General features: G+C 68.2%; 30 protein-coding genes. 15 read left to right on the top strand and 15 right to left on the bottom strand.

Features of this window, described 5'->3' with window-relative positions:
* Positions 1–48: 48 nt before the first annotated feature.
* From ABDV78_RS06615 to ABDV78_RS06605, 3 genes are read right to left on the bottom strand one after another with little or no spacing between them, the layout of a single operon-like run.
* Entirely contained in the window at positions 49–588 is a 540-nt protein-coding gene (locus ABDV78_RS06615; protein ID WP_343526561.1) for an LptA/OstA family protein, read from the bottom strand.
* Positions 589–594: 6 nt separating this feature from the next.
* Positions 595–1233: an LPS export ABC transporter periplasmic protein LptC gene (gene lptC / locus ABDV78_RS06610; RefSeq protein ID WP_343526560.1), complete on the bottom strand. Its 639-nt coding sequence runs from the start codon at positions 1231–1233 to the stop codon at positions 595–597.
* A 37-nt stretch (positions 1234–1270) separates the two neighbouring features.
* The gene (locus ABDV78_RS06605; protein WP_343526559.1) at positions 1271–1891 is read right to left on the bottom strand and encodes a ribonuclease D; all 621 of its coding nucleotides are present in this window, start codon (positions 1889–1891) and stop codon (positions 1271–1273) included.
* A gap of 299 nt (positions 1892–2190) precedes the next feature.
* Here ABDV78_RS06605 and ABDV78_RS06600 point away from each other — a divergent pair, with 299 nt between their 5' ends.
* The 5 genes from ABDV78_RS06600 to ABDV78_RS06580 all read left to right on the top strand — a co-directional run bounded on the left by ABDV78_RS06600 (position 2191) and on the right by ABDV78_RS06580 (position 5507).
* The gene (locus ABDV78_RS06600; RefSeq protein ID WP_343526638.1) at positions 2191–3039 is read left to right on the top strand and encodes a cold-shock protein; all 849 of its coding nucleotides are present in this window, start codon (positions 2191–2193) and stop codon (positions 3037–3039) included.
* A 229-nt stretch (positions 3040–3268) separates the two neighbouring features.
* Positions 3269–3826, top strand: coding sequence for an XRE family transcriptional regulator (locus ABDV78_RS06595; protein ID WP_343526558.1), 558 nt, complete (start codon positions 3269–3271; stop codon positions 3824–3826).
* A 5-nt stretch (positions 3827–3831) separates the two neighbouring features.
* Entirely contained in the window at positions 3832–4356 is a 525-nt protein-coding gene (locus ABDV78_RS06590; protein WP_343526637.1) for a GNAT family N-acetyltransferase, read from the top strand.
* Positions 4357–4460: 104 nt separating this feature from the next.
* A complete protein-coding gene (locus ABDV78_RS06585; protein WP_343526557.1) occupies positions 4461–4925 on the top strand; it encodes a nuclear transport factor 2 family protein in 465 nt (154 codons plus the stop codon).
* A 3-nt stretch (positions 4926–4928) separates the two neighbouring features.
* Positions 4929–5507, top strand: coding sequence for a TetR/AcrR family transcriptional regulator (locus ABDV78_RS06580; RefSeq protein WP_343526556.1), 579 nt, complete (start codon positions 4929–4931; stop codon positions 5505–5507).
* 37 nt (positions 5508–5544) lie between these two features.
* On the opposite strand, the gene ABDV78_RS06575 is transcribed toward ABDV78_RS06580, so the two are convergent.
* The 5 genes from ABDV78_RS06575 to lgt form a co-directional block, all read right to left on the bottom strand.
* A complete protein-coding gene (locus ABDV78_RS06575; protein ID WP_343526555.1) occupies positions 5545–6876 on the bottom strand; it encodes a cystathionine gamma-synthase family protein in 1332 nt (443 codons plus the stop codon).
* A gap of 80 nt (positions 6877–6956) precedes the next feature.
* Positions 6957–7721, bottom strand: a complete 765-nt coding sequence (gene pgeF, locus ABDV78_RS06570) for a peptidoglycan editing factor PgeF (protein WP_343526554.1) — start codon at positions 7719–7721, stop codon at positions 6957–6959.
* Positions 7718–8227 (bottom strand): GNAT family N-acetyltransferase, encoded by a 510-nt coding sequence (locus ABDV78_RS06565; protein ID WP_343526553.1) that lies wholly within the window; start codon positions 8225–8227, stop codon positions 7718–7720. The genes pgeF and ABDV78_RS06565 overlap by 4 nt, the downstream gene beginning before the upstream one ends.
* A complete protein-coding gene (locus tag ABDV78_RS06560; protein WP_343526552.1) occupies positions 8224–9306 on the bottom strand; it encodes an SAM-dependent methyltransferase in 1083 nt (360 codons plus the stop codon). The genes ABDV78_RS06565 and ABDV78_RS06560 overlap by 4 nt, the downstream gene beginning before the upstream one ends.
* Positions 9307–9361: 55 nt before the next feature.
* On the bottom strand, positions 9362–10231 hold the full coding sequence (gene lgt, locus ABDV78_RS06555; RefSeq protein ID WP_343526636.1) for a prolipoprotein diacylglyceryl transferase: 870 nt from the start codon (positions 10229–10231) through the stop codon (positions 9362–9364).
* A gap of 185 nt (positions 10232–10416) precedes the next feature.
* On the opposite strand from lgt, the gene ABDV78_RS06550 reads away from it, so the two are divergent.
* The 3 genes from ABDV78_RS06550 (at position 10417) to phbB (ending at position 14451) form a co-directional block, all read left to right on the top strand.
* Positions 10417–12630, top strand: a complete 2214-nt coding sequence (locus tag ABDV78_RS06550) for a molybdopterin cofactor-binding domain-containing protein (protein WP_343526551.1) — start codon at positions 10417–10419, stop codon at positions 12628–12630.
* Positions 12630–13643, top strand: a complete 1014-nt coding sequence (gene hemH / locus ABDV78_RS06545; RefSeq protein ID WP_343526550.1) for a ferrochelatase — start codon at positions 12630–12632, stop codon at positions 13641–13643. Before ABDV78_RS06550 ends, hemH begins: the two co-directional genes overlap by 1 nt.
* Positions 13644–13728: 85 nt before the next feature.
* On the top strand, positions 13729–14451 hold the full coding sequence (gene phbB, locus ABDV78_RS06540; protein ID WP_343526549.1) for an acetoacetyl-CoA reductase: 723 nt from the start codon (positions 13729–13731) through the stop codon (positions 14449–14451).
* 143 nt (positions 14452–14594) lie between these two features.
* On the opposite strand, the gene ABDV78_RS06535 is transcribed toward phbB, so the two are convergent.
* Positions 14595–14927 (bottom strand): glycine zipper 2TM domain-containing protein, encoded by a 333-nt coding sequence (locus tag ABDV78_RS06535; protein WP_343526548.1) that lies wholly within the window; start codon positions 14925–14927, stop codon positions 14595–14597.
* 188 nt (positions 14928–15115) lie between these two features.
* On the opposite strand from ABDV78_RS06535, the gene ABDV78_RS06530 reads away from it, so the two are divergent.
* The gene (locus ABDV78_RS06530; RefSeq protein ID WP_343526547.1) at positions 15116–16120 is read left to right on the top strand and encodes an esterase-like activity of phytase family protein; all 1005 of its coding nucleotides are present in this window, start codon (positions 15116–15118) and stop codon (positions 16118–16120) included.
* Between the two features lie 105 nt (positions 16121–16225).
* On the opposite strand, the gene rpmB is transcribed toward ABDV78_RS06530, so the two are convergent.
* Positions 16226–16534, bottom strand: coding sequence for a 50S ribosomal protein L28 (gene rpmB, locus ABDV78_RS06525; protein WP_343526546.1), 309 nt, complete (start codon positions 16532–16534; stop codon positions 16226–16228).
* Between the two features lie 160 nt (positions 16535–16694).
* On the opposite strand from rpmB, the gene ABDV78_RS06520 reads away from it, so the two are divergent.
* Positions 16695–16907 carry a hypothetical protein gene (locus ABDV78_RS06520; RefSeq protein WP_343526545.1) on the top strand — a complete coding sequence of 71 codons (213 nt, stop codon included), beginning with the start codon at positions 16695–16697 and terminating at the stop codon, positions 16905–16907.
* 88 nt (positions 16908–16995) lie between these two features.
* A complete protein-coding gene (locus ABDV78_RS06515; RefSeq protein ID WP_343526635.1) occupies positions 16996–17424 on the top strand; it encodes a nucleoside deaminase in 429 nt (142 codons plus the stop codon).
* 109 nt (positions 17425–17533) lie between these two features.
* Here ABDV78_RS06515 and ABDV78_RS06510 read toward each other — a convergent pair whose 3' ends face one another.
* Positions 17534–17686, bottom strand: coding sequence for a hypothetical protein (locus ABDV78_RS06510; protein ID WP_343526544.1), 153 nt, complete (start codon positions 17684–17686; stop codon positions 17534–17536).
* Between the two features lie 90 nt (positions 17687–17776).
* A complete protein-coding gene (locus ABDV78_RS06505; RefSeq protein ID WP_343526543.1) occupies positions 17777–19078 on the bottom strand; it encodes a hemolysin family protein in 1302 nt (433 codons plus the stop codon).
* A gap of 134 nt (positions 19079–19212) precedes the next feature.
* On the opposite strand from ABDV78_RS06505, the gene ABDV78_RS06500 reads away from it, so the two are divergent.
* A complete protein-coding gene (locus tag ABDV78_RS06500) occupies positions 19213–19890 on the top strand; it encodes an OmpA family protein (protein ID WP_343526542.1) in 678 nt (225 codons plus the stop codon).
* Between the two features lie 143 nt (positions 19891–20033).
* Here ABDV78_RS06500 and ABDV78_RS06495 read toward each other — a convergent pair whose 3' ends face one another.
* Together ABDV78_RS06495 and purD are read right to left on the bottom strand one after the other, a co-directional pair.
* Positions 20034–20720: a hypothetical protein gene (locus tag ABDV78_RS06495; protein WP_343526541.1), complete on the bottom strand. Its 687-nt coding sequence runs from the start codon at positions 20718–20720 to the stop codon at positions 20034–20036.
* A gap of 49 nt (positions 20721–20769) precedes the next feature.
* Positions 20770–22056: a phosphoribosylamine--glycine ligase gene (purD, locus tag ABDV78_RS06490; RefSeq protein ID WP_343526540.1), complete on the bottom strand. Its 1287-nt coding sequence runs from the start codon at positions 22054–22056 to the stop codon at positions 20770–20772.
* On the opposite strand from purD, the gene xseA reads away from it, so the two are divergent.
* The 3 genes from xseA to ABDV78_RS06475 all read left to right on the top strand — a co-directional run bounded on the left by xseA (position 22055) and on the right by ABDV78_RS06475 (position 24559).
* Positions 22055–23461: an exodeoxyribonuclease VII large subunit gene (gene xseA, locus ABDV78_RS06485; RefSeq protein WP_343526539.1), complete on the top strand. Its 1407-nt coding sequence runs from the start codon at positions 22055–22057 to the stop codon at positions 23459–23461. The two genes, purD and xseA, sit on opposite strands and share 2 nt — an antisense overlap.
* Before the next feature lie 16 nt (positions 23462–23477).
* Positions 23478–23678, top strand: a complete 201-nt coding sequence (locus ABDV78_RS06480) for a DUF2093 domain-containing protein (RefSeq protein ID WP_343526634.1) — start codon at positions 23478–23480, stop codon at positions 23676–23678.
* 110 nt (positions 23679–23788) lie between these two features.
* Positions 23789–24559, top strand: coding sequence for a peptidoglycan DD-metalloendopeptidase family protein (locus tag ABDV78_RS06475; RefSeq protein ID WP_343526538.1), 771 nt, complete (start codon positions 23789–23791; stop codon positions 24557–24559).
* Positions 24560–24575: 16 nt separating this feature from the next.
* Here the strand turns inward: ABDV78_RS06475 and ABDV78_RS06470 are convergent, their stop codons facing one another.
* Positions 24576–25070, bottom strand: a complete 495-nt coding sequence (locus ABDV78_RS06470) for a hypothetical protein (protein ID WP_343526537.1) — start codon at positions 25068–25070, stop codon at positions 24576–24578.
* Positions 25071–25295 lie beyond the last annotated feature (225 nt).

The following is a 25295-nucleotide window of genomic DNA, read 5'->3' as shown; positions in this document are numbered from 1 at the left end:
TTCTCTTCCTGCGGGACGTTAGCGCGGCAAGGCGCCGTCCGTCACGCGTCAGTTGCGGTTGGGGACCGAGAAGGTGCCCGTAACCCGCCCGGAGGGTGCGCGCGTCGTCGTGCCGGTCCCGGCTCCACCGCCGCCCGCCACCGACGATCCGTCAATCACCGCGCGCCCGGTGTCGAGATTGATGGTCAGCCGCCCGCCATTCACCGTGTTGCCGCCCTGGGTCAGGGTGACGTTGCCCAGCATGGTGATGACACGCCGGTTGAGATCATAGACCGCATAGTTGCTGCGCGCGGTCTGGCCCGGCCGCTTGACCACCACGCCGCCCGAGGCGTCCAGCCGCGAGACCTGCGGGTTCCCGCCGATCACCTGGCCGGTATAGATCACCGTCATGCGCGCCGCGTTCAGCGTCATTTCCGCCTGCCGTACCGAGACATTGCCAGACAGCACGCCGCGATTGGCCTTGTCCTGCAACTCGATATGGTCCGCGCCAAAATCGATCGGCGCGCGCGTGTCGTGCCGGGTCTGTGCCGGGGCCGCGGCCGCGAGGACGATGAGGACAGGCGCCGTCGCGGCGATGAACGTGTGCATGACCGGCTATTTCGTGCTTTGCGGGACGATGCGCAAGCGGGCGTTGCCGTCCAGCGTCACGGTCCGGTCTTCCAGATTGGCGCGCAGCTTGTTCGCGCTGAACGTTCCCTGGGGCACGCGCCCCGTCACCGCGCCGCCCGACTCCATGGTGCGCTGTTGCAGGTCGATCGTCGCGTCGTGCGTCTGGAGGTCGTAACCGCCCGCCGATTTGAAATCGAGCGGCCCGTCCAGCTTCACCTGTTCGGTCCGCATGTCGTAGCGGCCCGAATTGGCGCTGACCGTGGCGGGGCCGTCCGACAGGGTGATGGCGGCGGCGAGCTGGTTCAACTGCACCACCGGCTCGGCCGAACTACGCTGGATCGCCGACCCGGCGTCGAGCGAGAAGGGCTGTCCCTTGTCGTCGACGCCGCGATATCGCGCGGCCTGGATCTTCAACCGTTCCTGCGCGACCTCGACCTTCTTCTTGTCGAGGACGAAGGACACCTCGCTCGACGAATAGATCGGCGCCATCACTAGGAACGCGGTCAGCACGCCGATCGCGCTGGGCAGCATCCAGCGCGCCGCCGTCACGAATCGGTCGTGGCGGCTGCCCGGCGCGGCCCAGAGCTGACGCTGGGTGCGGACGCGATCGGCGATCTCGGACATGAAGGCTCCTTGGCGCGGGGCTCCGGGACGGGGTGGATCAGGCGTGGGCGAAGATATCGACCTCGGGCCACCCCGCGAGGTCCAGTTCCGCGCGGGCGGGCAGGAAGTCGAAACAGGCCTGGGCCAGTTCCATCCGGCCCTCACGCTCGAGTCGCTTGTCCAGTTCCACCTTCATCCGGTGGAGATAGCGCACGTCCGAGGCGGCATATTCGCGCTGCGCATCCGACAGATCGGGGGCCCCCCAGTCGGAGGATTGCTGGGCCTTGGACAGCTCGACGCCCAGCAACTCGCGCACCAGCTCCTTCAGGCCGTGGCGATCGGTGTAGGTGCGGATCAGGCGCGATGCAATCTTGGTGCAATAGACCGGGGCGGCGACGACGCCCAGATAATGGCGGATCGCCGCGATATCGAACCGGCCGAAATGATAGAGTTTCAGCCGGGCCGGATCGGCGAGCAGCGCGCGAAGATTGGGAGCGGCATAGTCGCTGCCCGGCCCGAAGCGGACCAGATGCTCGTCCGGGCCGCCATCGGAAAGCTGGACGACGCACAGCCGGTCGCGCGGCGTGATCAGCCCCATCGTCTCGGTATCGACGGCGATCGCGGCACCGGGCGCGAACAGGTCGGCGGCAATATCTTCTTCGTGCAGATGAACGGTCATGGCACCTGCCCTAGCGAGGCGACGCCCAACCCTCAACCGCGATCGCGCGAGTCGCGGCGGCGTACACCATGGTTCTTGGGGAGAAGTTGTGGAGTTTCGGCCACAATTTCGACGCAATCCTCTTGGTTCGCGCCAAAGCGAGACGGGTTTGCACGATTTCGTTCGCGATGGCAGCGCTTCTGCGTTATGGATCGCAACTAGGCGCAAAAGGTTTGGCGCCTAAAGACCCGCGCTCTTCGTCCGGCGCACGGTTCTTGAAGATAGCATTTGCGGGCGAACCGGGAAGACGAACAGGGCTTATGGGTTTCGATAGAGGTAGCCGGGGCAATCGCGGCACGCGTGGTCGCGACAAGCGGGACAATTTCGGCGGCAGCGACGACTTCGGTGGCGGCGGCTTCGGCGGCGGTGACCGCTTCGGTGGCGGCGGCTTCGGCGGTGGCGACCGTTTCGGCGGCGGTGGCTTCGGCGGCGACCGTGGCGGCTTTGGCGGTGGTGACCGCGGCGGCTTCGGTGGCGGCGGCGGCGGTGGTTTCCGTGGCGGCGGTGGCGGCTTCGGCGGTGGTGGCGGCGGCGGTCGCGGCATGCCCCCCCAGGTTGTCGGCGAAGGCACCGGCGTAGTTAAGTTCTTCAACGCGCAGAAGGGTTTCGGCTTTGTCGTGCGTGATGACGGCGGCGAAGACGTGTTCGTGCACATCTCGGCCGTCGAGCAGGCGGGCCTGACCGGTCTGGCCGAGGGTCAGCCGCTCGGCTTCACCCTCGTCGATCGCGGCGGCCGCATCTCGGCCACCGAGCTGAAGATCGAAGGCGAGCCGCTCCCGGTCCAGGAACGCGCGCCCCGCGAGCCGCGTGAAGGCGGCTTCGGCGGCGATCGTGATCGTGGCCCGCGCGGTGGTGCCGCTGGCGGCTTCGGTGCCCCGCAGCGTCAGCTGACCGGCGAGAAGGCGACCGGCACGGTCAAGTTCTTCAACGCGATGAAGGGCTTCGGCTTCATTCAGCGCGACGATGGCCAGCCCGATGCGTTCGTCCACATCTCGGCCGTTGAGCGCGCCGGCATGGGTTCGCTGAACGAAGGCGACCGCCTGCAGTTCGAGATCGAGGTTGATCGTCGCGGCAAGTATGCCGCCGTCAACCTTCAGAACGAAGGCTGAGCCTTAACGGCCTGAAGCCATCCCTTTTCGGGCGTCAGGGCCCGGCGTTGCAGCGATGCGACGCCGGGCCTTTTCGTTTTGCCGGTCGATTCGCTCAAGGCAGTGGTCCCGGCGCGGCATGATCCGATCGAATCAGGGCCCGCGACGGCACCGTCAAGGGGGTGAGCCGATTCCATCCCTGGACTGAAACACTCTCGGATAATCTCATAAATGGGATTATATCCCGATTATGAGTGATTCGATTTTCCCCAACCGTCGTCTGGCCGATCACCTGAAATCGCTGAGGACGGACCGCGCCCTCAGTCTTCAGGACCTCGCGGCGTCGAGCGGTGTCAGCCGTGCCACCCTGTCCCGCATCGAGAATGGCGAGGTCAGCCCGGCCGCCGAAACGCTTGGTCGACTCGCCTCCGCCTATGCCATGCCGCTGTCCCGGTTGCTGGCACCGCTCGAACCCGGCTTTCCAGCGTTGATCCGCCGGGAGGCGCAAAGCCTGTGGCGCGACGCCGGAAAGGGCTTTGTCCGTCGTGCGCTATCCCCGCCCAATGGCCAGCTCGGGCTGGAGATGATCGAGTGCACGATCGATCCGCATCAGCACATTGCCTATGAACGCCCGGCCTTCCCCGGCCATGAGCATCATCTGGCCCTGCTGGAGGGCGCGCTCGGTCTGACCGTCGATGGCACGCGCTATGACCTCCTGCCGGGGGACTGCCTGCGCTATCGTCTGCAGGGTGCGTCGTTGTTCGAGACGGCGGAGCAGCCCGCCCGCTATATCATCGCGATGGCGTGACGATCATGACCATCGCCATTCTCGACACCGACGCTCAAGCGGTGAAGGACGGAATCGAACCCCTGATCCGCATCCTGGCGGATAGTGTCGACCAGGGAGCTGCGATCGGCTTCATGGCGCCCTTGTCGGACGCGGATGCCGCGCGCTTCTGGCTGGAGCAGGTGTCCCCCGAACTTGCGGCCGGGCGGCGGCGGATGTTCGTCGCCCGTTATCGGGAAGAGCTGGTCGGCACCGTGCAACTCCTGACCGCGATGCCCGCCAATCAACCCCATCGCTGCGAGATTGCGAAGATGATCGTCCATCCGGCGGCGCGCCGTCTGGGCATTGGGCGGGCCCTGATGAGTCATGCCCTGCACCAGGCCCGGGCGATCGGCAAAACCCTTGTCACGCTCGATACGCGGAGCGGTGATGCCGCCCAATCGCTCTACGCATCGCTCGGCTTTGAGGTCGCGGGCGCGATTCCCGGCTATGCCTGGGATGCGGATGGTCGGACGCGGCACGCCACCACCTTCATGTTCGCGAGGATATGATCCCGGCGGCGTAACGCCGCGCGGCGCATCGTCGCTTGCCTGCTCCGCCTAGACTCTGTACCAATCGATACAGAGATGACATTCCGGTCGAAGGGCCTATTCGTATGACGCGTCCTCCGCTGCCGCCATTCTCCACCGAAACCGCCACGCAAAAGGTCCGCGCGGCGGAGGATGCGTGGAACAGCCGAGACCCCGAACATGTCGCGCTGGCCTATACCCCCGACTGTATCTGGCGGAATCGGGCCGAGTTCCTCGCCGGCCATGACGAGATCGTCGCCTTTCTCCGCCGCAAATGGGCTCGGGAACGGGATTATCGGCTGATCAAGGAACTCTGGGCCCAGCAGGGCAGCCGGATCGCGGTGCGCTTCGCCTATGAATGGCATGATGATCGCGGACAATGGTTCCGCGCCTATGGCAATGAGAATTGGGATTTCGCCGAGGACGGCCGGATGCGGCGGCGGATCGCGTCGATCAACGACCTGCCGATCACGACGGATGAGCGGCTGTTCCACTGGCCGCTCGGCACCCGCCCGGCCGCCCACCCGTCGCTGAGCGCATTGGGGCTCTAGGCCATGGCCCGACTGATCGCCGAGCGGGCGGATACGCTGCCGGGTCTGGCAGAGGTCTTTCGCGAGCATGGCTATGCCGGGGCCAGCCTGTCGCTGATCGGCGCGGCGACGGGGCTGGGGCGGGGGAGCCTTTATCACTTCTTCCCCGGCGGCAAGCGCGAGATGGCCGAGGCGGTCCTGACCGATATCGGCGACTGGTTCGAGGAACGGGTATTCGCCCCGCTGGCCGAGGCGGAGGATCCGCGTGCAGGCATCGATGCGATGATGATGGCGATCGACCGCTATTTCCGCTCCGGCCAGCAGGCTTGCCTTGTCGGTGCCTGGGGACTGGGGGCGACGCGCGCGCCCTTCGGTCCGGCGATCGCGGCGTATTTTCGGCGCTGGATCGCGGTGCTGGCGGACGCGCTCGAACGCGGTGGCGTGGCCGGCGACCGTGCGGCGACGCTGGCGCAGGATGTGGTCAGCGGCATCCAGGGGGCGATCACCCTGTCGCGGGCGCTGAACGACAGCGCGCTGTTCCGGGCGACGCTGGGGCGGCTGACCGCGCGGCTCTACACCGCGCTCGCCGCCGCCGCCGAATGAGGGGGAGGGGCGACGCGCTCCCCCTCATGGCCGTGCGTCAGATCGCGGCCAGTGCCTGTTCGCAATCGGCGATCAGATCATCGGCATCCTCCACCCCGATCGAGATTCGGACGAGATTGTCGGTGATGCCCAGCGCTGCCTTGCGCTCGTCGGGGACCGACAGATGCGTCATCGCCGCGGGATGGCTGGCCAGCGTCTCGGTACCGCCCAGGCTGACCGCCAGCTTGGCGATGCGAAGCGCGTCGAGGAAGCGGAACGACTCGGCCTCGCCGCCCCTCAGATAGAGCGAGAAGGTCGAGCCGCCGCCGGTGCAGTGACGGCGATAGATGTCCGCCTGCCGCTCCATGCCCGGCGTCCCCTCCAGAAAGCCGAGATAACCGACCCGCTCGACCTTGGGATGGTCGCGAAGATAGGCGCAGACCTTGGCGGCGTTCTCGCCCGCACGGCTCATGCGCAACTCCAGCGTCTCCAGCGAGCGGAGCAGCATCCAGGCGGTGTTGGGGTCGCAGATGGTGCCGATCGTGTTGCGCATCGAACGGATGGTGGCGATATGCGCCTTCGACCCCAGCACGCCGCCCGCGACCAGATCGGAATGGCCGCCCGCATATTTGGTCAGCGAATAGACGACCAGGTCGGCGCCGTGGCGAAGCGGGCGCTGCCACAGCGGCCCCAGGAAGGTGTTGTCGATCGCGATTGGCGGCTTTTCGGCGGCATCGGCGAACGCCGCATCGCGGGCCGCCGCCACCGCTTCGATATCGACCAGGGCATTGGTGGGATTAGCCGGGCTTTCCAGATAGATGAGCGCGATGCGGCCGGTCGCCGCCGCCTTGGCGAGCACCGCGTCGATCTCCTCGCGCGTGGCGCCCGCGGGGAAGTCGAGCCACTTCACCCCGAACCGGCCCAGGATGCGGCCGATCAGCGTCTCGGTCGCGGCATAGAGCGGGCCGGAATGGACGATGACGTCGCCCGGCTGGACCATCGACAGGAACAGGGTGGCGATCGCCGCCATGCCGCTGGAGAAGGTCAGCGCGTCCTCCGCCTCGTCCCAGATGGCGAGGCGGTCCTCCAGGATTTCCTGGTTTGGCCCGTTGAAGCGCGAATAGACCAGACCATCGGCACCACCCGGCCGCTTGCCGGTAACGCCCTCGAAATGGCGCTTGCCCGCCGCGGCATTGGGAAAGACGAAAGTGGAGGTCAGGAAGATCGGCGGCTTCAGCGCCCCTTCGGACAGCACGGGGTCATAGCCATGGCCCATCATCAGGGTCGCGGGGCTCAGCTTGCGGTCGCCGATGCTGGTCGCATCGCTCTTGCGGTCGGCCGGGGCCTGATTCCGGGGCGGAACGCCGGTCAGATCGGATTCGGTCGGCATGGTGGTCTCCTTGGGACGAAAGGGCCGCTCTGCTGGCGGCTATGTCCCAAGGATAGCGGCGTAAATGGCTTTGGCGAGGCTCAGGAAAGGCCGATCAGCGAAATCTGGCGACCATAAGAGGGTTCGCCGCGATGGGTGGCGCGGCGGAAGCTGAAGAAGCGGTCTTCCTGCGCATAGGTGTCCTCGCCCAGCGCCGCGACCCGGGCGACCCCGGCGGCGGCGAGGCGGTGCGCGACATAGGCTTCCAGATCGAACTGATAATGATCGGGCCGCGTGCCATCGGCGAAGAAGCGTTCATGATCGGGCGATTGTTCGACGAAGCGGCGGAGGAAGGCGGCGTCGACCTCATAACTGGCGCGGGCGATGCAGGGGCCGATCGCGGCGGCGATCCGCTCGCGCTTCGCCCCCAGCGCTTCCATCGCGAGCAGGGTCGCATCGGTGATCCCGCCGAACGCGCCCTTCCATCCGGCATGGGCGGCCCCCACCACCCCCGCCTCGCGGTCGGCGAACAGCACCGGCGCACAGTCGGCGGTCAGGATGCCGAGCAGCAGTCCCGGCCGGTCGGTCACCAGCGCATCGCCGTGTGGGCGGATATCGTCCTGCGGCGCGGTCAGCACCGTCACCGCTTCCGCCGAGTGGATCTGATAGCAGGTGATGAGCCGCGCGCCGGGCAGCACCGCGTCGCGGGCGTGCCGGCGATTCTCGGCGACCGCATCGGCATCGTCCTCTGACCCGAGCCCGACATTCAGTCCGCCATGGATCCCGGCCGACACGCCGCCGCGCCGCCCGAGAAAGCCGTGCGGAATGGGCTCCAGCAGCGGCGTGCGAAGGGTTTCGATGGTCATAGCGACAAGCTCATCAATCGGTCCTCATCGATCGTGTCACCGACCGGGAAGTCATAGCGGCCGATATCGACGAAACCGTAGCGCGCGTAAAAGGCCTTGGCGCGGTGATTGTCGACATAGACCGACAGGATCAACGTGCGCGCGCCGCGGGCCCGTGCGGTGGCGATGGTCCAGTCCATCAGCGCGGGGCCGACCCCGGCGCCCAGATGGCTCGACGCGACATAGAGCTGATAGAGCTCGACCGCATCCTCGGGCCATTCGCCGGGAAAGCCGACGGGGCCGATCTTGGCGAAGCCGATGATCGCATCGCCCTTGGTGGCCAGCCGGATGGTGAAGTCGGGATGGCCGATCTGGCTGGGCAGGCCCTCCGGTCCGAAGGCTTCGGCCAGAAAGGCATCCAGGTCGGCGGCCGGATACAGATGCCCGAACGTGTCGGTGAACGCGGCACGCGCCATCGCGGCCAGCGCCCCGCCATCACCGGCCACGGCGTCACGATAGACGATCATTCGCCATAGCCCGCAGGGACCGGCCAGTCGGGTCGCGTCACCGCCAGCGCGCGGAACAGCGTGCCCATGTCCTGCATCAACCGGTTGCGATCGGCGAGCAGCGCATCGGCGCGATCGGGATGCGCGCGGGCCAGCGACGCGGTGCGCTGGTCGATGCCGAGCGCGCCGAGCAGGTCTCGCTGCGTCACGGGGCCGAAGGCGGCGAGGCCCGAGCCTTGCGCGGCGGCGGCGAGCGTCGTGAAATCGACATGCGCACTCAGATCCTGTTCGCCCGGCCGCTCGAAGGGATTGGCATAGGCATGGCCGCGCACCGCCTGGAGCGTGTCGGCGATGGCAGGGCCTTCATACCCATAGTCGACGATCAGCGCGGCCCCCCCCTGCGCGGCGATCCGGGCGGAGAGGGCGCGCATCACCGCGACGCTGGCGGGGGATACCTCGATCACCGAACCGGCCTGGGCGTCGCGAAGCGGCTCCGGGATGATCTCGCCCGGCACCGGCGGTCCCGCGATCGGCAGGAAGAGCAGGTCCTGCGCGGCGACCAGCCGCTCGTGCCAGCCCTGCCCACGCCGGACGAGCTGGCGGATGGGCAGCGCGTCGAAGAACTCGTTGGCGACGACGATCAGCGGCCGATCGGTGGGCAGGCTCTCGACCGTATCATGCCACTGGGCGTCGGCCACCCGCTGGCTTTGCGCGGTACGCAAGGTGGCGCTGGTCTCGACGAAGTGGATGGCGGGCGCGAATCCCGCTTTCGCCATGGCGCGCCGGGCATCGGCCGCCAGCGTGCCGCGCCCGGGGCCCAGCTCGACCCAGTGCGCTTCCGGTCGTCCCGCCCGGTCCCACAGGTCCGCGCACCACAGGCCGACCAGCTCGCCGAACATCTGGCTGATCTCGGGACTCGTCGTGAAGTCGCCGCCCGCGCCCAGCGGATCGCGGGTGCCGTAATAATGCGCATTGGCGGCGGCCATGAACTGCGCGACCGGGATCGGCCCGGCCAGCGCGATGGCGCGGGCGAGGCGTTCGGGCAGCGCCTCCTCGGGCTCGGCCTTGTGATCGGCGGGGGGGATCAGCGGGTTCGTCATGCCCTTCGCTCTGCCGCCCGATTCCCGCCACCGCAAGGGGATCGGGTCCGGGGAATCAGGCGACGCTGTCGGTTCCCGCAAACGGCTCGACCCGGACGCGGCGCGCCTTGGCGGTGTTCATCAGGTACAGGCCGCTCAGGATCATCGGCACGCACAGCCACTGGCCCATGTGCAGCCCGGTCACTTGCGCGAAGGCGCGCAACTGCTGGTCGGGTTCGCGGAAGAACTCGACGATGAAGCGCGCAATGCCATAGCCGAGCAGGAACAGCCCCGACAGCTTGCCCGGATCATAGCGCGCCTTGGTCCGCCAGAAGGCGAAGCTCATCACCGCGAACAGGACCAGCCCCTCCAGCCCGGCTTCATAGAGCTGGCTGGGATGGCGCGCCGGGTCGGGCAGGCCGAAGGGCACCGTGCGCGGGAAGATGATGGCCCAGGCCACGTCCGACGGCTTGCCCCACAGCTCGCCATTCACGAAATTGGCGAGGCGCCCCAGGAACAGCCCGACCGGCGCGGCGCAGACCAGATAGTCGAGGATGCGCAGCCAGCTAAGCTTGTGCTTGCGCGCGAAGAGGATGACGCCGACCCCGGTGCCGACCGCGCCGCCATGGAAACTCATGCCGCCATCCCACAGGCGGATGATGCGTAGCGGGTGCAGGAACATCTCGGGCGCGTAGAAGATCACATAGCCGATCCGCCCGCCCAGGATGATGCCCAGCGTCGCGTAGAAGACCAGATCATCGGCATGGGCACGCGACATCGGCGCGCCCGGCCGGTCGAGCATCCGGCCAAGATACCACCAGCCGAACAGGATACCGGCGATATAGGCCAGGCTATACCAGCGCAGCGTAAAGAAGCCGATCGAGAAGATATCCGGGTGCAACCCCAGATCCTCGAACCGGATATGGCCCCCGGCGGCGGCGAGCATGGACAGGATCAAGCGCGTTTCCCTTATCTCTGGCCCGCTTCCATAGAGTGGTCGTGCGACAACACCAAGAGCATGGGGAGGTCGAAGGCCATGCCCATCGCCCGGCCGCCGATCGACGGGCTCGCTTTCAGACAGCGAAACCCCCGGCTTGCCTGACCGCCCCTCACCGTTAAGGCTTCGCCGCGATGGAGATGAACAGGCGCAGGATATTGGTCGGCGGCGGGACGGGGGTCGGGTTGCTCGTCGCCTGGGGCCTTTGGCCGCGCGCCTATGCCCCCAATCTGACCGTAGAGCCGGGCGAACAGGCGTTCGGCGCCTGGCTGAAGATCGGGCGCGAGGGCATCGTGACGGTTGCGGTGCCGCAGGCCGAGTATGGACAGGGTATCGCCACCACGCTGGCGCAGGTCGTTGCCGACGAGCTGGGCGCCGACTGGCGCACCATCGCGGTCGAGCCTGCGCCGCCGGGGCCGCTATACGCCAATCCGGTCGGAGTCGATTCGCTGTTCGAGGGCGCGTTCGATCGGTTGCCGGAGGGGGGGCGCGACGAATGGCTGCGTCGCGACATGGTGATGCTGACCGGCGGTTCCAGTTCGATCCGCATGTTCGAGGAGCCCGCGCGCGCCGCCGCGGCGACGGCGCGCGCGCTGATGGCGCAGGCCGCTGCGCGCCGATGGGGCGTGGACTGGAGCCTTTGCGAGGCGAAGGACGGCTTCATCACCCATGCGGGCCAGCGGCTGCGCTTCGCCGAACTGGCCGAGGCGGCGGCGGCCGAGACGGTGCCCGAGCCCCTGCCGCTGGGCAGTGGCGGCGCGGGGCGGCTGGCCGGGACGGACGTGCCCCGGCTCGATTCGCCTGCCAAGGTCGATGGCTCGGCCAATTTCACCGCCGATATCCGCCTGCCCGACATGGTGCATGTCGCGGTCCGCCATGCGCCCCTGGGACGGACTCGGGGGATCCGCATCGACCGCGCGGCCGCGATGCGGGTGCAGGGCGTGGTCGATGTCATCGAAGGCGAAGACTGGGTGGCGGTGGCCGCCGGAAGCTGGTGGATCGCGCAAAAGGGGCTGGATGCGCTGGCCCCGCGTGCCGTGACCGATGGCGCGATCCCGGACACGGCCGGAATCGCCCGGACGCTGGAACAGGCGCTGGCGGGGGAGGGGCGGTCGGTGGTCGAGCGCGGCGACGTCGCGGGCGCGCTGGAGGGCGTGGGGCTGATCGAGGCGCGCTATCAGGTCGGAACGGGCGTCCACGCCGCGATCGAGCCACGCGCGGCGGTGGCGGCCTGGCGTGACGGCGTGCTGGAGCTGTGGCTGCCGACCCAGGCGCCGGTGCAGGCGCGGGCAGCGGCGGCCCGCGCCGGGGGTGTCGATCCCGACCGGGTGATCGTCCATCCCATGCCGATCGGCGGTTCCTTCGGCGTCGCGCTCGAAAACGAGGCGGCGGCGCAGGCGGCGATGATCGCGGCGAAGCTGAAGCGTCCCGTCAACGTCCAATGGTCGCGGACCGAGGATCTGCGCCGCGACGCCTATCGCGCGCCGATGCTGGCGAAGATGGCCGCGCGGATGGTGGGGGGGCGTATCCAGGGATGGCGGGCGCGGATCGCGACCCCATCGACCGGGCAGGCGCTGGCGCACCGGATCATGCCCGCCGCTCTGGTGCGCTTCGGGATGCGCGGCGCGGGGCACGCCGATGCCTATGCGATGGGTGGGGCCGTGCCGCCCTATGCGATTCCCGCGCTGGCGGTGCACCATCACCCCGCCGATCTTGCCATCCCGACCGGCCATGTCCGTGGCGGTGCCCATGTGGCCAATGGCTTCGTGGTCGAATCCTTCCTCGACGAATGCGCGCAGGCCGCCGGGGCCGATCCGCTGGCATGGCGGATCGCGATGCTGGGGGAAGAACCGCGCCTCGCGCGCTGCCTGTCCATCGCCGCCTCGCTAGGCGGCTGGGAAGGGGGGCGTGCGGGTAGCGGGCAGGGGATCGCCGCGCACGGTTTTCGCGGTTCCCATGTCGCGGTGATGGCCGAGGCGCATCGCGGCGATGACGGGCGCTTGGTGGTCGACCGGCTGGTCGCGGCGGTCGATTGCGGGCGGATCGTCAACCCCGACATCGTGCGCCAGCAGATCGAGGGCGGGCTGATCTTCGGGCTGGCCAATCTGCGCGGTGAGGCGGTCGGTTTCGAGGGCGGCTGGGCCACGCCGTCGCGGCTCGGCGCGCTGGACCTGCCGCGTCTGGCCGATAGTCCCGATATCACCGTCGAACTGATCCGATCCGACGAAGACCCGGGCGGGGTGGGCGAAGTGGCGGTGCCGCCGGTCGCGCCCGCCATCGCCAATGCGCTTGCCACCCTGCCTGGTGTCCCACGGATACGAAGCCTGCCCATGGAGTTGTCCGCCTGATGCTGCCCCCCGACCATCCCCCCGTACCGCGTCCCAGGATCGGCGTGCTCCTGATGAACCTGGGCACCCCCGACGCGCCCGAGCCGCGCGCCGTGAAGCGCTACCTCCGCGAATTCCTGTCGGACCGGCGCGTCATCGAGATTCCCGCGTTGCTCTGGCAACCGATCCTGCGCGGCATCATCCTGAACACCCGCCCGAAGAAATCGGCCCATGCCTATTCGCTGGTCTGGCGGGACGATGGCTCGCCTCTGGCTGCGATCACGCGGGCGCAGGCGGAGGGGCTGAAGGATGCCTTTGGGCCGGACGTGATGGTCGACTGGGCGATGCGCTATGGCCGCCCCGCCATTGCCGAGCGGGTGCAGGCGATGAAGGATGCCGGGTGCGAGCGCATCCTGCTCGCCCCGCTCTATCCGCAATATTGCGCGGCGACGATCGCCACCGCCAATGACCGGGCGTTCGCGCATCTGGCGACGATGCGCTGGCAGCCCGCGATCCGCACCCTGCCGCCTTATTATGGCGACGCGCTCTATATCGACGCGCTGAAACGGACGCTGGAGGCACAGCTTGCGAGCCTCGACTTCGAGCCCGAGGCGATCGTCGCCAGCTTTCACGGCATGCCGCAACGGACGCTGGAGCTGGGCGACCCCTATCACTGCCATTGCCGCAAGACCGCGCGACTGCTGGCCGCGGCGATGGCCGATACGCTCGACGGGCGCGAGTTGCTGGTCGCGTTCCAGTCGCGATTCGGCCGCGCCAAATGGTTGGAGCCCGCGACCGACACCATGCTGGAGTCGCTGCCCGGTCGTGGCATCCGCAAGGTCGCGATCCTGGCGCCGGGCTTTTCGGCCGACTGTATCGAGACGCTGGAGGAACTGGCGATTCGCGGGCGCGAAAGTTTCGAGCGCGCGGGCGGCACGCATTTCGCCTATCTCCCCTGTCTCAATGACAGCGAGATCGGCATCGCGATGCTGCGCGGATTGATCGAACGCGAACTGCAGGGCTGGTTGCCGTAGCGTTATATTACGTTTCGCCCGGCCTTTGCCATTGCGGATCACGTCTGCCGCTTTTAAGCCACAATTGAAATTTGGGAGAGGTCTGATGGCACGGGTCGCGATTGTGACGGGTGGTACGCGCGGTATTGGCGAGGCGATCAGCCTGGCGCTGAAAGAGGCGGGAATCACCGTCGCCGCCAATTATGCGGGCAATGACGAACGCGCCCAGGCCTTTACCGAGCGGACGGGGATCAAGGCATATAAATGGGACGTCGCCGATTATGACGCGGTGCAGGCGGGCGTCGCGCAGGTCGCCGCGGACCTCGGCCCGGTTGACATCGTCGTCAACAATGCGGGCATCACCCGCGACGGCACGATCCTGAAGATGACCTACCAGATGTGGAAAGAGGTCATGGACACCAATCTGGGCGGTTGCTTCAACATGGCCAAGGCGGTGTTCCCCGGCATGCGCGAGCGCAAATGGGGGCGGATCGTCAATATCGGGTCGATCAACGGCCAGGCGGGCCAATATGGCCAGGTCAACTACGCCGCCGCCAAGTCGGGCATCCACGGCTTCACCAAGGCGCTGGCGCAGGAAGGCGCACGGGTCGGCGTGACCGTCAACGCGATCGCGCCGGGCTATATCGATACCGACATGGTGGCCGCGGTCCCCGGCGATGTGCTGGAAAAGATCGTCGCCAGGATTCCGGTCGGCCGCCTGGGCCAGGCGCATGAGATTGCGCGCGGCGTGGCGTTCCTGTGCTCGGAGGAAGCTGGCTTCGTCACCGGCTCGACCCTGTCGATCAACGGCGGCCAGCACATGTACTGACCCGCCGGTTCGGGGCGCGGGCGCGAGCCACCCGAATCAAGGACGCCGACCCCTCGAAAGAGAGATCGGCGTCCCGTCCTCGATACGCTACGCGAGGAGAACAGGGCGGGGGCCAGATACGCGTGCCCGCCGCCTATTTCGTATCAGCCGCAATAGCCCGGACGGCCCGAACGCTCGATCGCCCGGCCGGCCAGAGCGCCCGCGCCGCCGCCGACCAGCGTGCCCAGCGTGCGATCCCCTTCCGTATCGACCGTGCGACCCAGCAGACCACCCGCGATCGCGCCGACGATGGTGCCCGTGGTGCCCGAGCGGCGGCACTTCTGGGCGCGATATTCGTCCCGCGCGCCGTCGTGATAACCGCGATCATATTGATGAGCCCGGCCGCGGTAGCGCTGCGCATCGGCGGCGGTCGCGGGCAGGACGGCGCCACCGATCATGGCCAGCGCGGTCGCCGTCAGGGTCAGGGTCTTCATCATCGTCTCACTCCCGAAATCTCTTCGATCGACGGTCCCGTCCGTCGTCGTTGGCCTGCTTCTGGATGATTCGCGTTGACCGATTCCTGAATGTCCCGGTTATCCGCCGTTCATCTGGCACCGCCCGTACGGCCGGAGTGTGACGCGCGATTTGCCGGTGGCATGGTGCGGCGCAGCGCGTAAGAGGCCGCATGCGCGCCCTTCTCTCCTGCCTGTTGCTATTGGCCCTGCTGCCGAACTGGACGGTGCGCGAGCGTCTGCCCCTGCTGGATAGCGCCGCGCCGCAGATGGATGTCCGGCCCGTCATGCTCGACCCCGCCCATCCGACGCGCCGGCGGCTGGGGGCGCTGACTTATCTGGGTGGGGTGGAACTGACGAGCCGCGACCCGGCGTTCGGCGGCTTTTCCTCGCTGACCGTGGCGGGCGACCGGTTCACGCTGCTCAGCGACGGGGGCAATGCCGTGATGTTCGCGATGGGCGCCGACTGGCGACCGCACGGCCTGCGCTTCGTCAACCTGCCGAGCGGACCCGGAGTCGGATGGCGCAAGGAGGATCGCGACAGCGAGTCGCTGGCGGTCGATCCGGTGACAGGCGACATGTGGGTGGGCTTCGAGGGGTATAACCAGATCTGGCGCTATTCGGCCGGATTCGGCCGGGCGCTCGGCTATGTCGCGCCCAAGCCCATGGCGGACTGGTCGGCCAATGGGGGCCCCGAGTCGCTGGCCCGGCTGCCGGACGGCCGCTTCATCACCTTCTCGGAGGATGAGGAGGTCGCACGGCGGGACTGGCGTGGAAGTGCTGCGTCGCGGGCGCTGTCGCGCCAGGGGCTGGTCTTTGCGGGCGATCCGCTCATCTACCCCGGACGGCGCATCGCCTATCGCGTATCGCCCCATCATGCCATCTCGGATGCGGCGGCGCTGCCCGATGGATCGCTGCTGGTGCTGGAGCGCCGGTTCCGATTGCCCTTCCGATTCTCGAATCGCCTGATGCTGGTCCCGACCGATGCCATCATGCCGGGAAGGGTTGTGAGCGGGCGGTTGCTGGCCGAACTGGACGCGCCGCTGATCCATGACAATTTCGAAGGGGTGGCCGTCACCCGAGAGCACGGGGCGACGATCCTGTGGCTGGTGTCCGACGACAATCAGCTTTTTCTACAGCACAGCTATCTGTTGAAGTTCCGGCTCGATTCGCACTGAGGCCGGATGCGAGTCGCTTTGCGATCGACTTTGCTCAACCACGACGAAAGCCCGCCACTCCGATGGAGCGGCGGGTTTCAACCCGTCGGCAGTCGCAGCGTGTGATTACGCGGCGGCGGCTTCGGTCTGGGCGGAAGCCAGCTTCTTCACGACGTCGCGCTTCAGGCGACGGGCGCGCAGCGAAAGCTGGTCGTCCGAGGTCTTGACCAGCCAGTTGTCGAGGCCGCCATTATGCTCGACCGAGCGCAGGCCGTGGGTCGAGACACGAAGACGGACGCTCTTTTCCAGCGCGTCGGAGATCAGCGTCACGTTCTGCAGGTTCGGCAGGAACGTCCGCTTGGTCTTGTTATTGGCGTGGGAAACATTGTTGCCCACCTGCCGGCCCTTGCCGGTCAGCTCGCAAATGCGCGACATGATCGTTATCCTGGTTTCAGGCAATGCCCGGAAAGGCCGCGCGGATAACCCGTCCGGGCGGCTGCGTCAACCGATTCCCCCATCGGAGGCATGATGGCGACGTGCAACCCGCCCCGCGACGCGGCGTTGTTACGGCAACGAACCTGATGGAGCCAGACCCATGCGCGCCTTTCTCGTCCTCATCGCTATTGTCCTGCTGCTCGCCGCCGGGGCGATGGCGATGGGCTGGATCAGTATCGACCAGACCCGCCCCGCCGTCGTCCAGGCCCCCGCCTTCCGTGCCGAAGGGCCCAAGGTCTCGGTCGGCACCACCCAGAAGACGGTCGACGTGCCGACCGTATCGGTCGAAAAGCCCAACGAGAACACGCAGTAAGCAGGCCCGCCCGCTACGTCGTCGCGCGCCCCTTGCTCGTGTCGCCGGGGCGGGGCAGGGAGGGGCCATGTTCCCCTTGCCCGACCCGATGCGCGCCGCCCTCGACGCCGCCCGACAGGCGGGCATGGCGGGCGAGGTGCCGGTGGGGGCCGTCGTCACGCACCAAGGGCGAGTCGTGGCGATCGGTGCCAATGCGCCCCGCCGCCTGCACGATCCGACTGCCCATGCGGAAATCCAGGCGATTCGCGCCGCCGCCGCCGCCCTGGGGCGCGATCGGCTGGAGGATTGCGACCTGTGGGTGACCTTGGAGCCCTGTGCCATGTGCGCCGGGGCGATCGCCCATGCGCGAATCGCCCGGCTCTATTATGCGGCGAGCGATCCCAAGGGCGGCGCGGTCGAACATGGCCCACGCTTCTTCGTTCAGCCGACCTGTCACCATCGCCCCGAAATCTATGCGGGGATCGGCGAGGGAGAGGCGGCCGCGCTGCTGCGAGATTTCTTCGCCGCGCGGCGATAGGGTTATTTCGCGGAGCCGGCGTCTTCGACCACCATCTGGAAAATCTGCGAGCGATCCGGCCCCTCGGCGATATGGAGCAGAACCCAGGTTTCGCCGCGCCGGGCGACGATCACGCGGATGCGGTCGTGGGTTTGACGCGATAGTCGACATGGCTGACCCGGCCTTCCAGCCTTTGCAGGTTGGTCGACGCCGATCCATCGGCGACCGGGCCGGTCGGCACGACGATCTCATCCAGCGAGGGCGCGCAATAGCCGTCGATCACCGCGCCGGGATAGCGGGCCAGCAGGGGGGGGCGGCACCGTCGCTGTCCTGTGCGGCCAGCGGAGCCGAATCATGCAGATAAGTCGGTGGCTCAGGCCTCGCTGACCAGCAGCTTGTCGATTCGCCGCCCGTCGAGATCGACCACCTCGAATCGCCAGCCCTGTTCGACGAAGCTCTCACCTTCGGCGGGAAGGTGGCGGAACACCGCCAGCGCCAGACCCGCCACGGTCGCGTAATCGCGGTCGTCGGGCAGGTCGATGCCCAGCCGGTCGGCCAGTGCGTCCGCCGCCATGGTGCCCGCGACCAGCAGCGATCCGTCATCGCGCTCGACCACCGACGGGGCCTCGCCCGGATCGGCATCGGAGGCGAACTCGCCCGCGATGGCGGCGAGCAGGTCGGCCGGGGTCACGATCCCCTCGAAATGGCCATATTCGTCATGGATCATCGCCATCGGAACCTCGGCCTGGCGCAGCGCGAGCAGCACGTCCATCGCGTCGATCCGGTCGATCACGACCGGCGCCTTGCGCATCAGCTTCTTCAGGTCGAGCGGATCGCCCCGGAACAGCGCCACGGCGATGTCGCGCGCCTGCACCACGCCGACGACCGCGTCGATCGAGCCTTCGCCCACCGGCAACCGGGTGCGCGGGCTTTCCAGCAGCTTGGCGCGGATCGCCGCCTCGTCCAGCGTGCAGTCGAGCCAGTCGATCTCGGTGCGCGGCGTCATCACCTCGCGCACCGGCCGGTCGGCCAGGCGGACCACGCCCGAGATGATCGAGCGTTCATGCTCCTCGATCACGCCGGACTTGGACGCTTCGGCGACGATCAGGTGCAGTTCCTCGGCGGTCACCTGATCCTCATTGTCGCGGTTCAGGCGGAGCAGCTTGAAGATCACGCTGCTGGTCGAATCGAGCACCCAGACGATCGGCGCGGTGATCATCGCGAGCCAGCGCATCGGCATGGCGACGAAGGCCGCGATCGGCTCGGGCTTGCGCAGCGCGAACTGCTTGGGGACGAGTTCACCGAGGATCAGCGAGGCATAGGTGGTCAGGCCGATGACCAGTGCGAACCCCAGGGTCGCGGCGGTCGCGGCGGGCACGCCCAGCAATTGCAACCGCGCGGCAGTCGGTGTGCCCAGGCTTGCCCCCGAATAGGCGCCCGCGATGATCCCGGTCAGGGTGATGCCGATCTGCACGGTCGACAGGAACTTGCCCGGATCGGCGGCGAGCGTCAGCGCGGCCTGCGCGCCCTTGCGCCCGCCCCGTGCCATCGCCTCCAGCCGCGCGCGGCGCGACGACACAATGGCCAGCTCGCTCATCGCGAACGCGCCGTTCAGCGCGACCAGCGCGAGGATGATGAGGACGTCGATCCACGGAAAGGGGGGCAGCGGTGCCATCGTTATGGAGTGCTCATAGCGGGCCGGACGGGACTTCGACAACTCCCGTCGTCATCTTGCGTTCAGTTCGCTTGCGGAACAAGCGCCCCGGACCCCGCGTTTCGGGGGTGAAAACGCGACTAAGGACTATCCGCATGACGAAATCCGCCAAGCTCCTGACCATCACCGCGCTATCGGCACTGATCGCCACCTCGGCCTGCACGACCGACCCGGAAACCGGCCAGCAACGCCTGTCCAAGACGGCGATCGGCGGCATTGGCGGCGCGGTCGGCGGCTATCTGCTGGGCGACCTGGTCGGTGGCCGGCATGACCGGACCGAGAAGATCCTGGGTGCCGGCATTGGCGGCCTCGCGGGGGCCGGGATCGGCGCCTATATGGACAAGCAGGAACGCGATCTGCGCGCGCGGACCGCGGGAACCGATGTGCAGGTGGTGCGGCAGGGCGACGATCTGCTGCTGAACCTGCCCTCGGGCATCACCTTCGCCTATAATTCGGCCGATGTGCAGCCGCAGTTCCGCCAGACGCTGGATCAGGTCGCGGACATCCTGTCGCAGTACAAGCAGACCTATATCGACGTGTACGGCCACACCGATTCGACCGGTAGCGACGCCTATAACCAGACCCTGTCCGAACGGCGTGCGGTGTCGGTCGCCGATTACCTCGTCTCGCGCGGGGTACAGCCCGCGCGCATCGGCACGCGCGGCTTCGGCAAGACGCAGCCGATCGCGTCGAACGATACCGATGCGGGCCGCGCCGCCAATCGCCGCGTGGAGATCAAGATCGTGCCGATCCGCGAGGGCGACCTGCGCTGATCCCACGAAACGGATGACAGGGCAGGGGCTGCGCGAAACCGTCGCGCGGCCCCTTTTCCGTTGGAGGGAGAGGTGAAGGCTTTCCCGACGAAACGCGGGTCGGCACCGCGCTGATCCAGCTGGGCCGGATCAGTCTCCAACATTCAGAGCTTGCCGAACACCGCTTCGAATCCGGCACGGTCCCCGGCGGCGAGCAGCCGCGCCTGTTCCAGCCAGCGGTCGCGCGTCATGCGGCCCGAAAAGGGGCCGAGCTGTGCGTCGAGCGCCTGAGCCTGCGCCTCGCTGAGCGCCGCCATGTCGCCGACCGTGGCGATGCCGTGTTCGGCCAGCTTCTGGGTCAGCTTGGGGCCGAGGCCCTTGAGCAGCGTGATCGGCTGGTCCTCCGGCCGTGCCATGTCGGTGATGGGCGAGGCGGGCGCGGCCTCGGCGGCCGGGCTGGCGGCCATCGGTGCGGCGGCGGCGACGGGTTCGTCGCGCAACGGATCGTCGGCGACCGTCGCCGGTTCCTCGGGCGCGGCGGGGGCGGGCATGACCGGCGGTGGCGGCGGCGGGGCGGCGGGTGCGGGCGTGGGCGCGACTTGCGGCTCGGTCAGCGATGCTTCGCTGAGCGGCGCGGGATCGGGCTGGCGCGGCGCCACCCCTGCGTCCTGCGCATTCTCCTCCACCTTCCGCGCGGCATGGGTACGCCGTCGCTTCAGCCTCATGCCGATCACGATCACCGCGATGGCGGCCAGCGCGACGATGGCGATCAGGGCGAAGTGAATGGTCGTGATCGCCGCCACCCCATCGGGGATCAGGCTTTCCGCCGGTGCGGCCGTCATGTCGTTCATCGCATCACCCTATCATCCCATGGCCCGGTCGCGAGCCCAATCGATCGGATCAACCCTCGGTTCCCGTCGCGTCCGCTTCGCGCGCCACCTCGCGCCAGCCGATGTCGCGGCGGCAGAAGCCGTCGGGAAAGCGGATCGCATCGACCGCCCGATAGGCGGCGGCCTGCGCCTCGCCCACCGAGCCCGCGCTGGCGGTGACGGCCAGCACCCGGCCGCCGCTGGCGACCAGTCGTTCGCCGTCCATCCGGGTGCCGGCCTGGAAGACCACCGCGCCGGTCGCCTCGGCAGCATCGATCGCCGCGATGTCGCCGCCCGCCCTGGGTGTGCCCGGATAGCCGGCCGCGGCCATCACCACGGTCAGCGCCGGGTCGGGCGAGAAGCTGGGCGCGGGGATCTCCGCCAGCCGTCCCTCCGCCACCGCCAGCATCACCGCCAGCAGATCGCCCTGGAAACGCAGCATCAGCACCTGGCATTCGGGGTCGCCGAACCGCGCATTATATTCGATCAGCTTGGGCCCCTGCTCGGTCAGCATCAACCCGGCATAGAGCACCCCCGAAAAAGGCGTGCCCTCGGCGCGCAGCGTGTCGACGGTCGGGCGGACGATCCGGTCGATCGCCTGTTGCTCCAGTTCCGGGGTCAGGACACGCGCGGGGCTATAGGCGCCCATGCCGCCGGTATTGGGGCCGGTATCGCCGTCGCCCACCCGCTTGTGATCCTGCGCCGAGCCGAAGGGGAGCAGCGCCTCGCCATCGGTCAGGACGAAGAGGCTGGCCTCCTCGCCTTCCAGGAATTCCTCGATCACCACTTCGGCGCCGGGCACCGAGAACAGGTCGGCGATCGCGGCATCGGCCTCGTCACGGGTGAAGGCGACGGTCACGCCCTTGCCCGCCGCCAGCCCATCGGCCTTGATCACCACCGGCAGGCCGAAGGTGGTGGCGAGCGCGGCCTGCGCGTCCGCCAGCGTCGCGACGCGGACATAGCCCGCGGTCGGGATGTCGGCGCGGCGGCACAGATCCTTGGTAAAGCCCTTCGACCCCTCCAGTTGCGCGGCGGCCTTGCCGGGCCCGAACACCGGCACGCCCGCGGCGCGGAGCGAATCGGCAAGGCCATCGACCAGCGGCGCTTCGGGGCCGACCACGACCAGGCCGATCTCATGCTCCTTCACGAACGCCACCACGGCGGCGTGATCGGTCGCGTTCAGCGCGACGCAGGTCGCATGGCGCGCGATACCGGGGTTGCCGGGCGCGGCGTAGAGCGTATCTAACCCGTTCGACTGTGCCAGCTTCCACGCCAGCGCATGTTCGCGGCCACCCGATCCCAGCAGCAGGACGTTCATGCCCGATCCTTATTCCTATGACGAAAGTTCGAGGCTGGTAGCCGAGGAGATCGCCGGCGACAACGCGCTCGCGCTGTCGGTCGGCGAACTCAGCCTGAAGCTGAAGCGGATGGTGGAGGGCGAGTTCGGCCATGTCCGCCTGCGCGGCGAGATTTCGGGCTATAAGCGCGCTGCCTCGGGCCATGTCTATATGAGCCTGAAGGACGAGAATGCTGTCATCGACGCGGTGATGTGGAAGGGGGCGGCCAACACGCTGCCCTTCCAGCCGCAGGACGGGGTCGAGGTGATCGCCACCGGCCGCCTGACCACCTTCCCCGGCCGGTCCAAATATCAGATCGTCGTCGAGCGGATGGAGCTGGCGGGCGCGGGCGCGCTGATGGCCCTGTTCGAGAAGCTGAAGGCGAAACTGGCGGACGAAGGGCTGTTCGCGCGCGAGCGGAAACGCGCGCTTCCCTTCATGCCGCCGGTGATCGGCGTCGTCACCTCGCCCACCGGCGCGGTGATCCGCGACATTCTCCATCGGCTGGAGGATCGCTGTCCCACCCATGTCATCGTCTGGCCGGTCAAGGTCCAGGGCGAGGGTTCGGCCAGGGAGATCGCCGCCGCGATCCAGGGGTTCGACGCGATCCAGCCCGGCGGGCCGGTGCCGCGTCCCGATCTGGTGATCGTCGCGCGCGGTGGCGGCTCGATCGAGGATCTGTGGTCGTTCAACGAGGAAATCGTGGTCCGCGCGGTCGCGAACTGCTCCATCCCGATCATCTCGGCGGTCGGGCACGAGACCGATACGACCTTGTGCGACTATGCCGCCGACCTGCGTGCGCCGACCCCGACGGCGGCGGCGGAGATCGCGGTGCCGGTGCTCGCCGATCTGCGCCTGACGGTGGCCAGCCATCGCCAGCGGACCGAACGCTGCGCGCGCCGCTATGTCGAGCGGGGCCGCGAGCGGCTGGACGCGATGGCGCGGCTGCTCCCCAAGCGCGACCAGTTGCTGGGGCCGCAGCGACAGCGCGCCGACGAAGCGGGCGCGCGGCTCGATCGCGGGCTGGAGCGGCGGGTGACGCTGGCGCGCGGCGGGCTGGACCGGGCGGGGGCGGCACTGCGCCCCGCGATCCTCGAACGGCAGGTGGAGCGCGGGCGCGACCGGCTGGCCTCGACCTGGCGACTGGTCCAGTCGCTCAACCCCGACCGGATCCTGGAGCGAGGCTATGCCCGGATCACTGCGCGGCCGGGCGGGGAGACCCTGTCCTCGGCCGAGGCGGCGCGGGCCGCGGATATCCTGACCCTGCGCTTCCGCGACGGCACGGTCGATGTGGCGGTGGAGAAGGGTGGGGTTGAGCGTGCCGCCCCCCGAACCTATGACAAGCCGAAGCGGGAGCCCAAGGCCGACCAGCCCACCCTCCTTTGACCCGAAAGTGACGAAGATGCTGATGTCGAACACCGATCGCCCCGCGCGGCTTCACTATATGGCCAACGGCTTTCGCGTGCTGTCGCCCGGCGATCATGTCGTCTGCGCGGTGACCGGCCGGCGGATCGCGCTGGAGGACCTGAAATATTGGAGCGCGGCGCGGCAGGAAGCCTATGCCGACGCCCAGGCGACCGCGCAGGTGCTGGCCCCGCAATGAGGCTGTCGGGCGGGGTGCTCGCGCTCTTGCTGATCGGATGCGTCGCGCCCCGTGAGACGATGTCCATGCCGGTGGCGTCCCCACCCGCCCCCCGGCCTGTCCCGGACCCGGTGACGGACCCGCTCTCCTCGTTTCGCTGGACCGGCGAAGCGAGTCAGGGCGGCCTGATCCGGGGGCAGGCACCGAAGGGCGCCGTTTCGGTGACGCTGAATGGCGAGGCGATCCCGCTGTCCCGCGACGGCGCCTTTCTGATCGGGTTCGACCGCGACGCTGGCCCCTCCGCCGAACTGGTCGCGACGCTGGCGGATGGGCGACAGGTGCGCCAGCCGCTCGCCGTCGCGCCGCGCGCCTGGCGGATCGAGCGGCTCGACCGGCTGCCCAAATATCCCGTTCCCGATCCCGAATTCCAGCGGCGCCGCCCACCCGAACTCGACCAGATCCGCGCCGCGCGTGCGATGACGACCGATGCGGACGGCTGGCGCCAGTCGCTGCGATGGCCGGTGACGGGGCGCATCTCGGGCCTGTTCGGGGCGCAGCGCATCTATCGCGGCGAGCCGGGCAGCTATCATTCGGGCACCGACATCGCCGCGTCCACCGGCACGATCGTCCGCGCCCCCGCCGATGGCGTCGTCATCCTGGCGGCGGACACGCCCTTCACGCTGGAGGGACATCTGCTGATGCTCGACCACGGCCAAGGATTGAACAGCGCCTTCCTGCACCTGTCCCGGATCGATGTCCGGGTCGGCGACCATGTCCGCCAGGGCCAGCCGATCGGCGCGGTCGGCGCCACCGGCCGCGCCACCGGCCCGCATCTCCACTGGAGCCTGCAATGGCGCGGCCGCAAGCTCGACCCGCTGTTGGTGACGGGGCCGATGAGCTGAGGGGGTTTGGTCCCGATCAGCGAATCCGCTTGACCAAGATGGAGCGTCCACCCGCGATCGATGCGCGATAAGCGCCGAGCGAACCTTGCCGGATCGTAACGTCCGCCCCGGCCTTGGGCGGAAAGGGCAGGGCCTCGGTCGTTTGCCATACCGATCCGTTGTCCAACTGGATGTCGAATCGGCCATAGGCCTTGGCAGGCACGATCGCTGCAATCTTGCCGATGAGCTGCCGTACTTCGGTTGCCTCATCTGCGGGGGCGCCCCCGAACATCTCGCCGGTCTGCGTCGTCAGCCCGAAGCGCTGCTGTTTGCGCGCCACCACCGTCTGACGGTCAAGCACCATCAATTCGCCGGACGCCCGCGCCTGCGACAGCGCGGCGGCGGCGCGGTCGAAACAGGCAAGCCGTGTGGCATCCTCACCCAGCGTGCGGCAGGCTATCAGCGCATCCACTGCGCGAATCCTGTCTTCGCGGTTTTGGGCCAGGGTTGCCGTCGGCCCGATCAGGATCATGACGGAGCATAGAATGGTTAAGGATTTCACGGGCATCGGTATCCTTCAATCATCTAGAGCGATCAAAACGTAAGAAAGCTGCGCCCTCTGTGACGCTTTTGTCACACGGGGAATAAACATGGAAAACCTGTAACTTGAAACACCGCTTTACGTTTGCACGTGGCGCGGCGTCATTCGTAATAAAATGGCAGCACTCGGACATTTTCGGGTGGGAAACGTCAGGTC

Origin of the sequence: Sphingomonas sp. (assembly GCF_039594485.1) — a bacterium.
Lineage (GTDB): Bacteria > Pseudomonadota > Alphaproteobacteria > Sphingomonadales > Sphingomonadaceae > Sphingomonas.
Note: the sequence above shows the minus strand (reverse complement) of the source record. Positions and strands in the feature narration are given on the sequence as shown.

What these genes read in the sequence shown, in the direction of transcription:
- ABDV78_RS06590 (WP_343526637.1), top strand. Translation starts at nt 3,832, where the DNA reads ATGACCATCGCCATTCTCGACACCGACGCTCAAGCGGTGAAGGACGGA.
- ABDV78_RS06615 (WP_343526561.1), bottom strand. Translation starts at nt 588, where the DNA reads ATGCACACGTTCATCGCCGCGACGGCGCCTGTCCTCATCGTCCTCGCG.
- lgt (WP_343526636.1), bottom strand. Translation starts at nt 10,231, where the DNA reads ATGCTCGCCGCCGCCGGGGGCCATATCCGGTTCGAGGATCTGGGGTTG.
- ABDV78_RS06550 (WP_343526551.1), top strand. Translation starts at nt 10,417, where the DNA reads ATGGAGATGAACAGGCGCAGGATATTGGTCGGCGGCGGGACGGGGGTC.
- ABDV78_RS06595 (WP_343526558.1), top strand. Translation starts at nt 3,269, where the DNA reads ATGAGTGATTCGATTTTCCCCAACCGTCGTCTGGCCGATCACCTGAAA.
- ABDV78_RS06470 (WP_343526537.1), bottom strand. Translation starts at nt 25,070, where the DNA reads ATGATCCTGATCGGGCCGACGGCAACCCTGGCCCAAAACCGCGAAGAC.
- xseA (WP_343526539.1), top strand. Translation starts at nt 22,055, where the DNA reads ATGCCCGATCCTTATTCCTATGACGAAAGTTCGAGGCTGGTAGCCGAG.
- ABDV78_RS06520 (WP_343526545.1), top strand. Translation starts at nt 16,695, where the DNA reads ATGCGCGCCTTTCTCGTCCTCATCGCTATTGTCCTGCTGCTCGCCGCC.
- ABDV78_RS06565 (WP_343526553.1), bottom strand. Translation starts at nt 8,227, where the DNA reads ATGATCGTCTATCGTGACGCCGTGGCCGGTGATGGCGGGGCGCTGGCC.
- ABDV78_RS06560 (WP_343526552.1), bottom strand. Translation starts at nt 9,306, where the DNA reads ATGACGAACCCGCTGATCCCCCCCGCCGATCACAAGGCCGAGCCCGAG.
- ABDV78_RS06515 (WP_343526635.1), top strand. Translation starts at nt 16,996, where the DNA reads ATGCGCGCCGCCCTCGACGCCGCCCGACAGGCGGGCATGGCGGGCGAG.
- ABDV78_RS06530 (WP_343526547.1), top strand. Translation starts at nt 15,116, where the DNA reads ATGCGCGCCCTTCTCTCCTGCCTGTTGCTATTGGCCCTGCTGCCGAAC.
- ABDV78_RS06495 (WP_343526541.1), bottom strand. Translation starts at nt 20,720, where the DNA reads ATGAACGACATGACGGCCGCACCGGCGGAAAGCCTGATCCCCGATGGG.
- ABDV78_RS06600 (WP_343526638.1), top strand. Translation starts at nt 2,191, where the DNA reads ATGGGTTTCGATAGAGGTAGCCGGGGCAATCGCGGCACGCGTGGTCGC.
- ABDV78_RS06580 (WP_343526556.1), top strand. Translation starts at nt 4,929, where the DNA reads ATGGCCCGACTGATCGCCGAGCGGGCGGATACGCTGCCGGGTCTGGCA.
- ABDV78_RS06605 (WP_343526559.1), bottom strand. Translation starts at nt 1,891, where the DNA reads ATGACCGTTCATCTGCACGAAGAAGATATTGCCGCCGACCTGTTCGCG.
- purD (WP_343526540.1), bottom strand. Translation starts at nt 22,056, where the DNA reads ATGAACGTCCTGCTGCTGGGATCGGGTGGCCGCGAACATGCGCTGGCG.
- ABDV78_RS06575 (WP_343526555.1), bottom strand. Translation starts at nt 6,876, where the DNA reads ATGCCGACCGAATCCGATCTGACCGGCGTTCCGCCCCGGAATCAGGCC.
- lptC (WP_343526560.1), bottom strand. Translation starts at nt 1,233, where the DNA reads ATGTCCGAGATCGCCGATCGCGTCCGCACCCAGCGTCAGCTCTGGGCC.
- ABDV78_RS06500 (WP_343526542.1), top strand. Translation starts at nt 19,213, where the DNA reads ATGACGAAATCCGCCAAGCTCCTGACCATCACCGCGCTATCGGCACTG.
- phbB (WP_343526549.1), top strand. Translation starts at nt 13,729, where the DNA reads ATGGCACGGGTCGCGATTGTGACGGGTGGTACGCGCGGTATTGGCGAG.
- ABDV78_RS06505 (WP_343526543.1), bottom strand. Translation starts at nt 19,078, where the DNA reads ATGGCACCGCTGCCCCCCTTTCCGTGGATCGACGTCCTCATCATCCTC.
- pgeF (WP_343526554.1), bottom strand. Translation starts at nt 7,721, where the DNA reads ATGACCATCGAAACCCTTCGCACGCCGCTGCTGGAGCCCATTCCGCAC.
- ABDV78_RS06585 (WP_343526557.1), top strand. Translation starts at nt 4,461, where the DNA reads ATGACGCGTCCTCCGCTGCCGCCATTCTCCACCGAAACCGCCACGCAA.
- hemH (WP_343526550.1), top strand. Translation starts at nt 12,630, where the DNA reads ATGCTGCCCCCCGACCATCCCCCCGTACCGCGTCCCAGGATCGGCGTG.
- rpmB (WP_343526546.1), bottom strand. Translation starts at nt 16,534, where the DNA reads ATGTCGCGCATTTGCGAGCTGACCGGCAAGGGCCGGCAGGTGGGCAAC.
- ABDV78_RS06480 (WP_343526634.1), top strand. Translation starts at nt 23,478, where the DNA reads ATGCTGATGTCGAACACCGATCGCCCCGCGCGGCTTCACTATATGGCC.
- ABDV78_RS06535 (WP_343526548.1), bottom strand. Translation starts at nt 14,927, where the DNA reads ATGATGAAGACCCTGACCCTGACGGCGACCGCGCTGGCCATGATCGGT.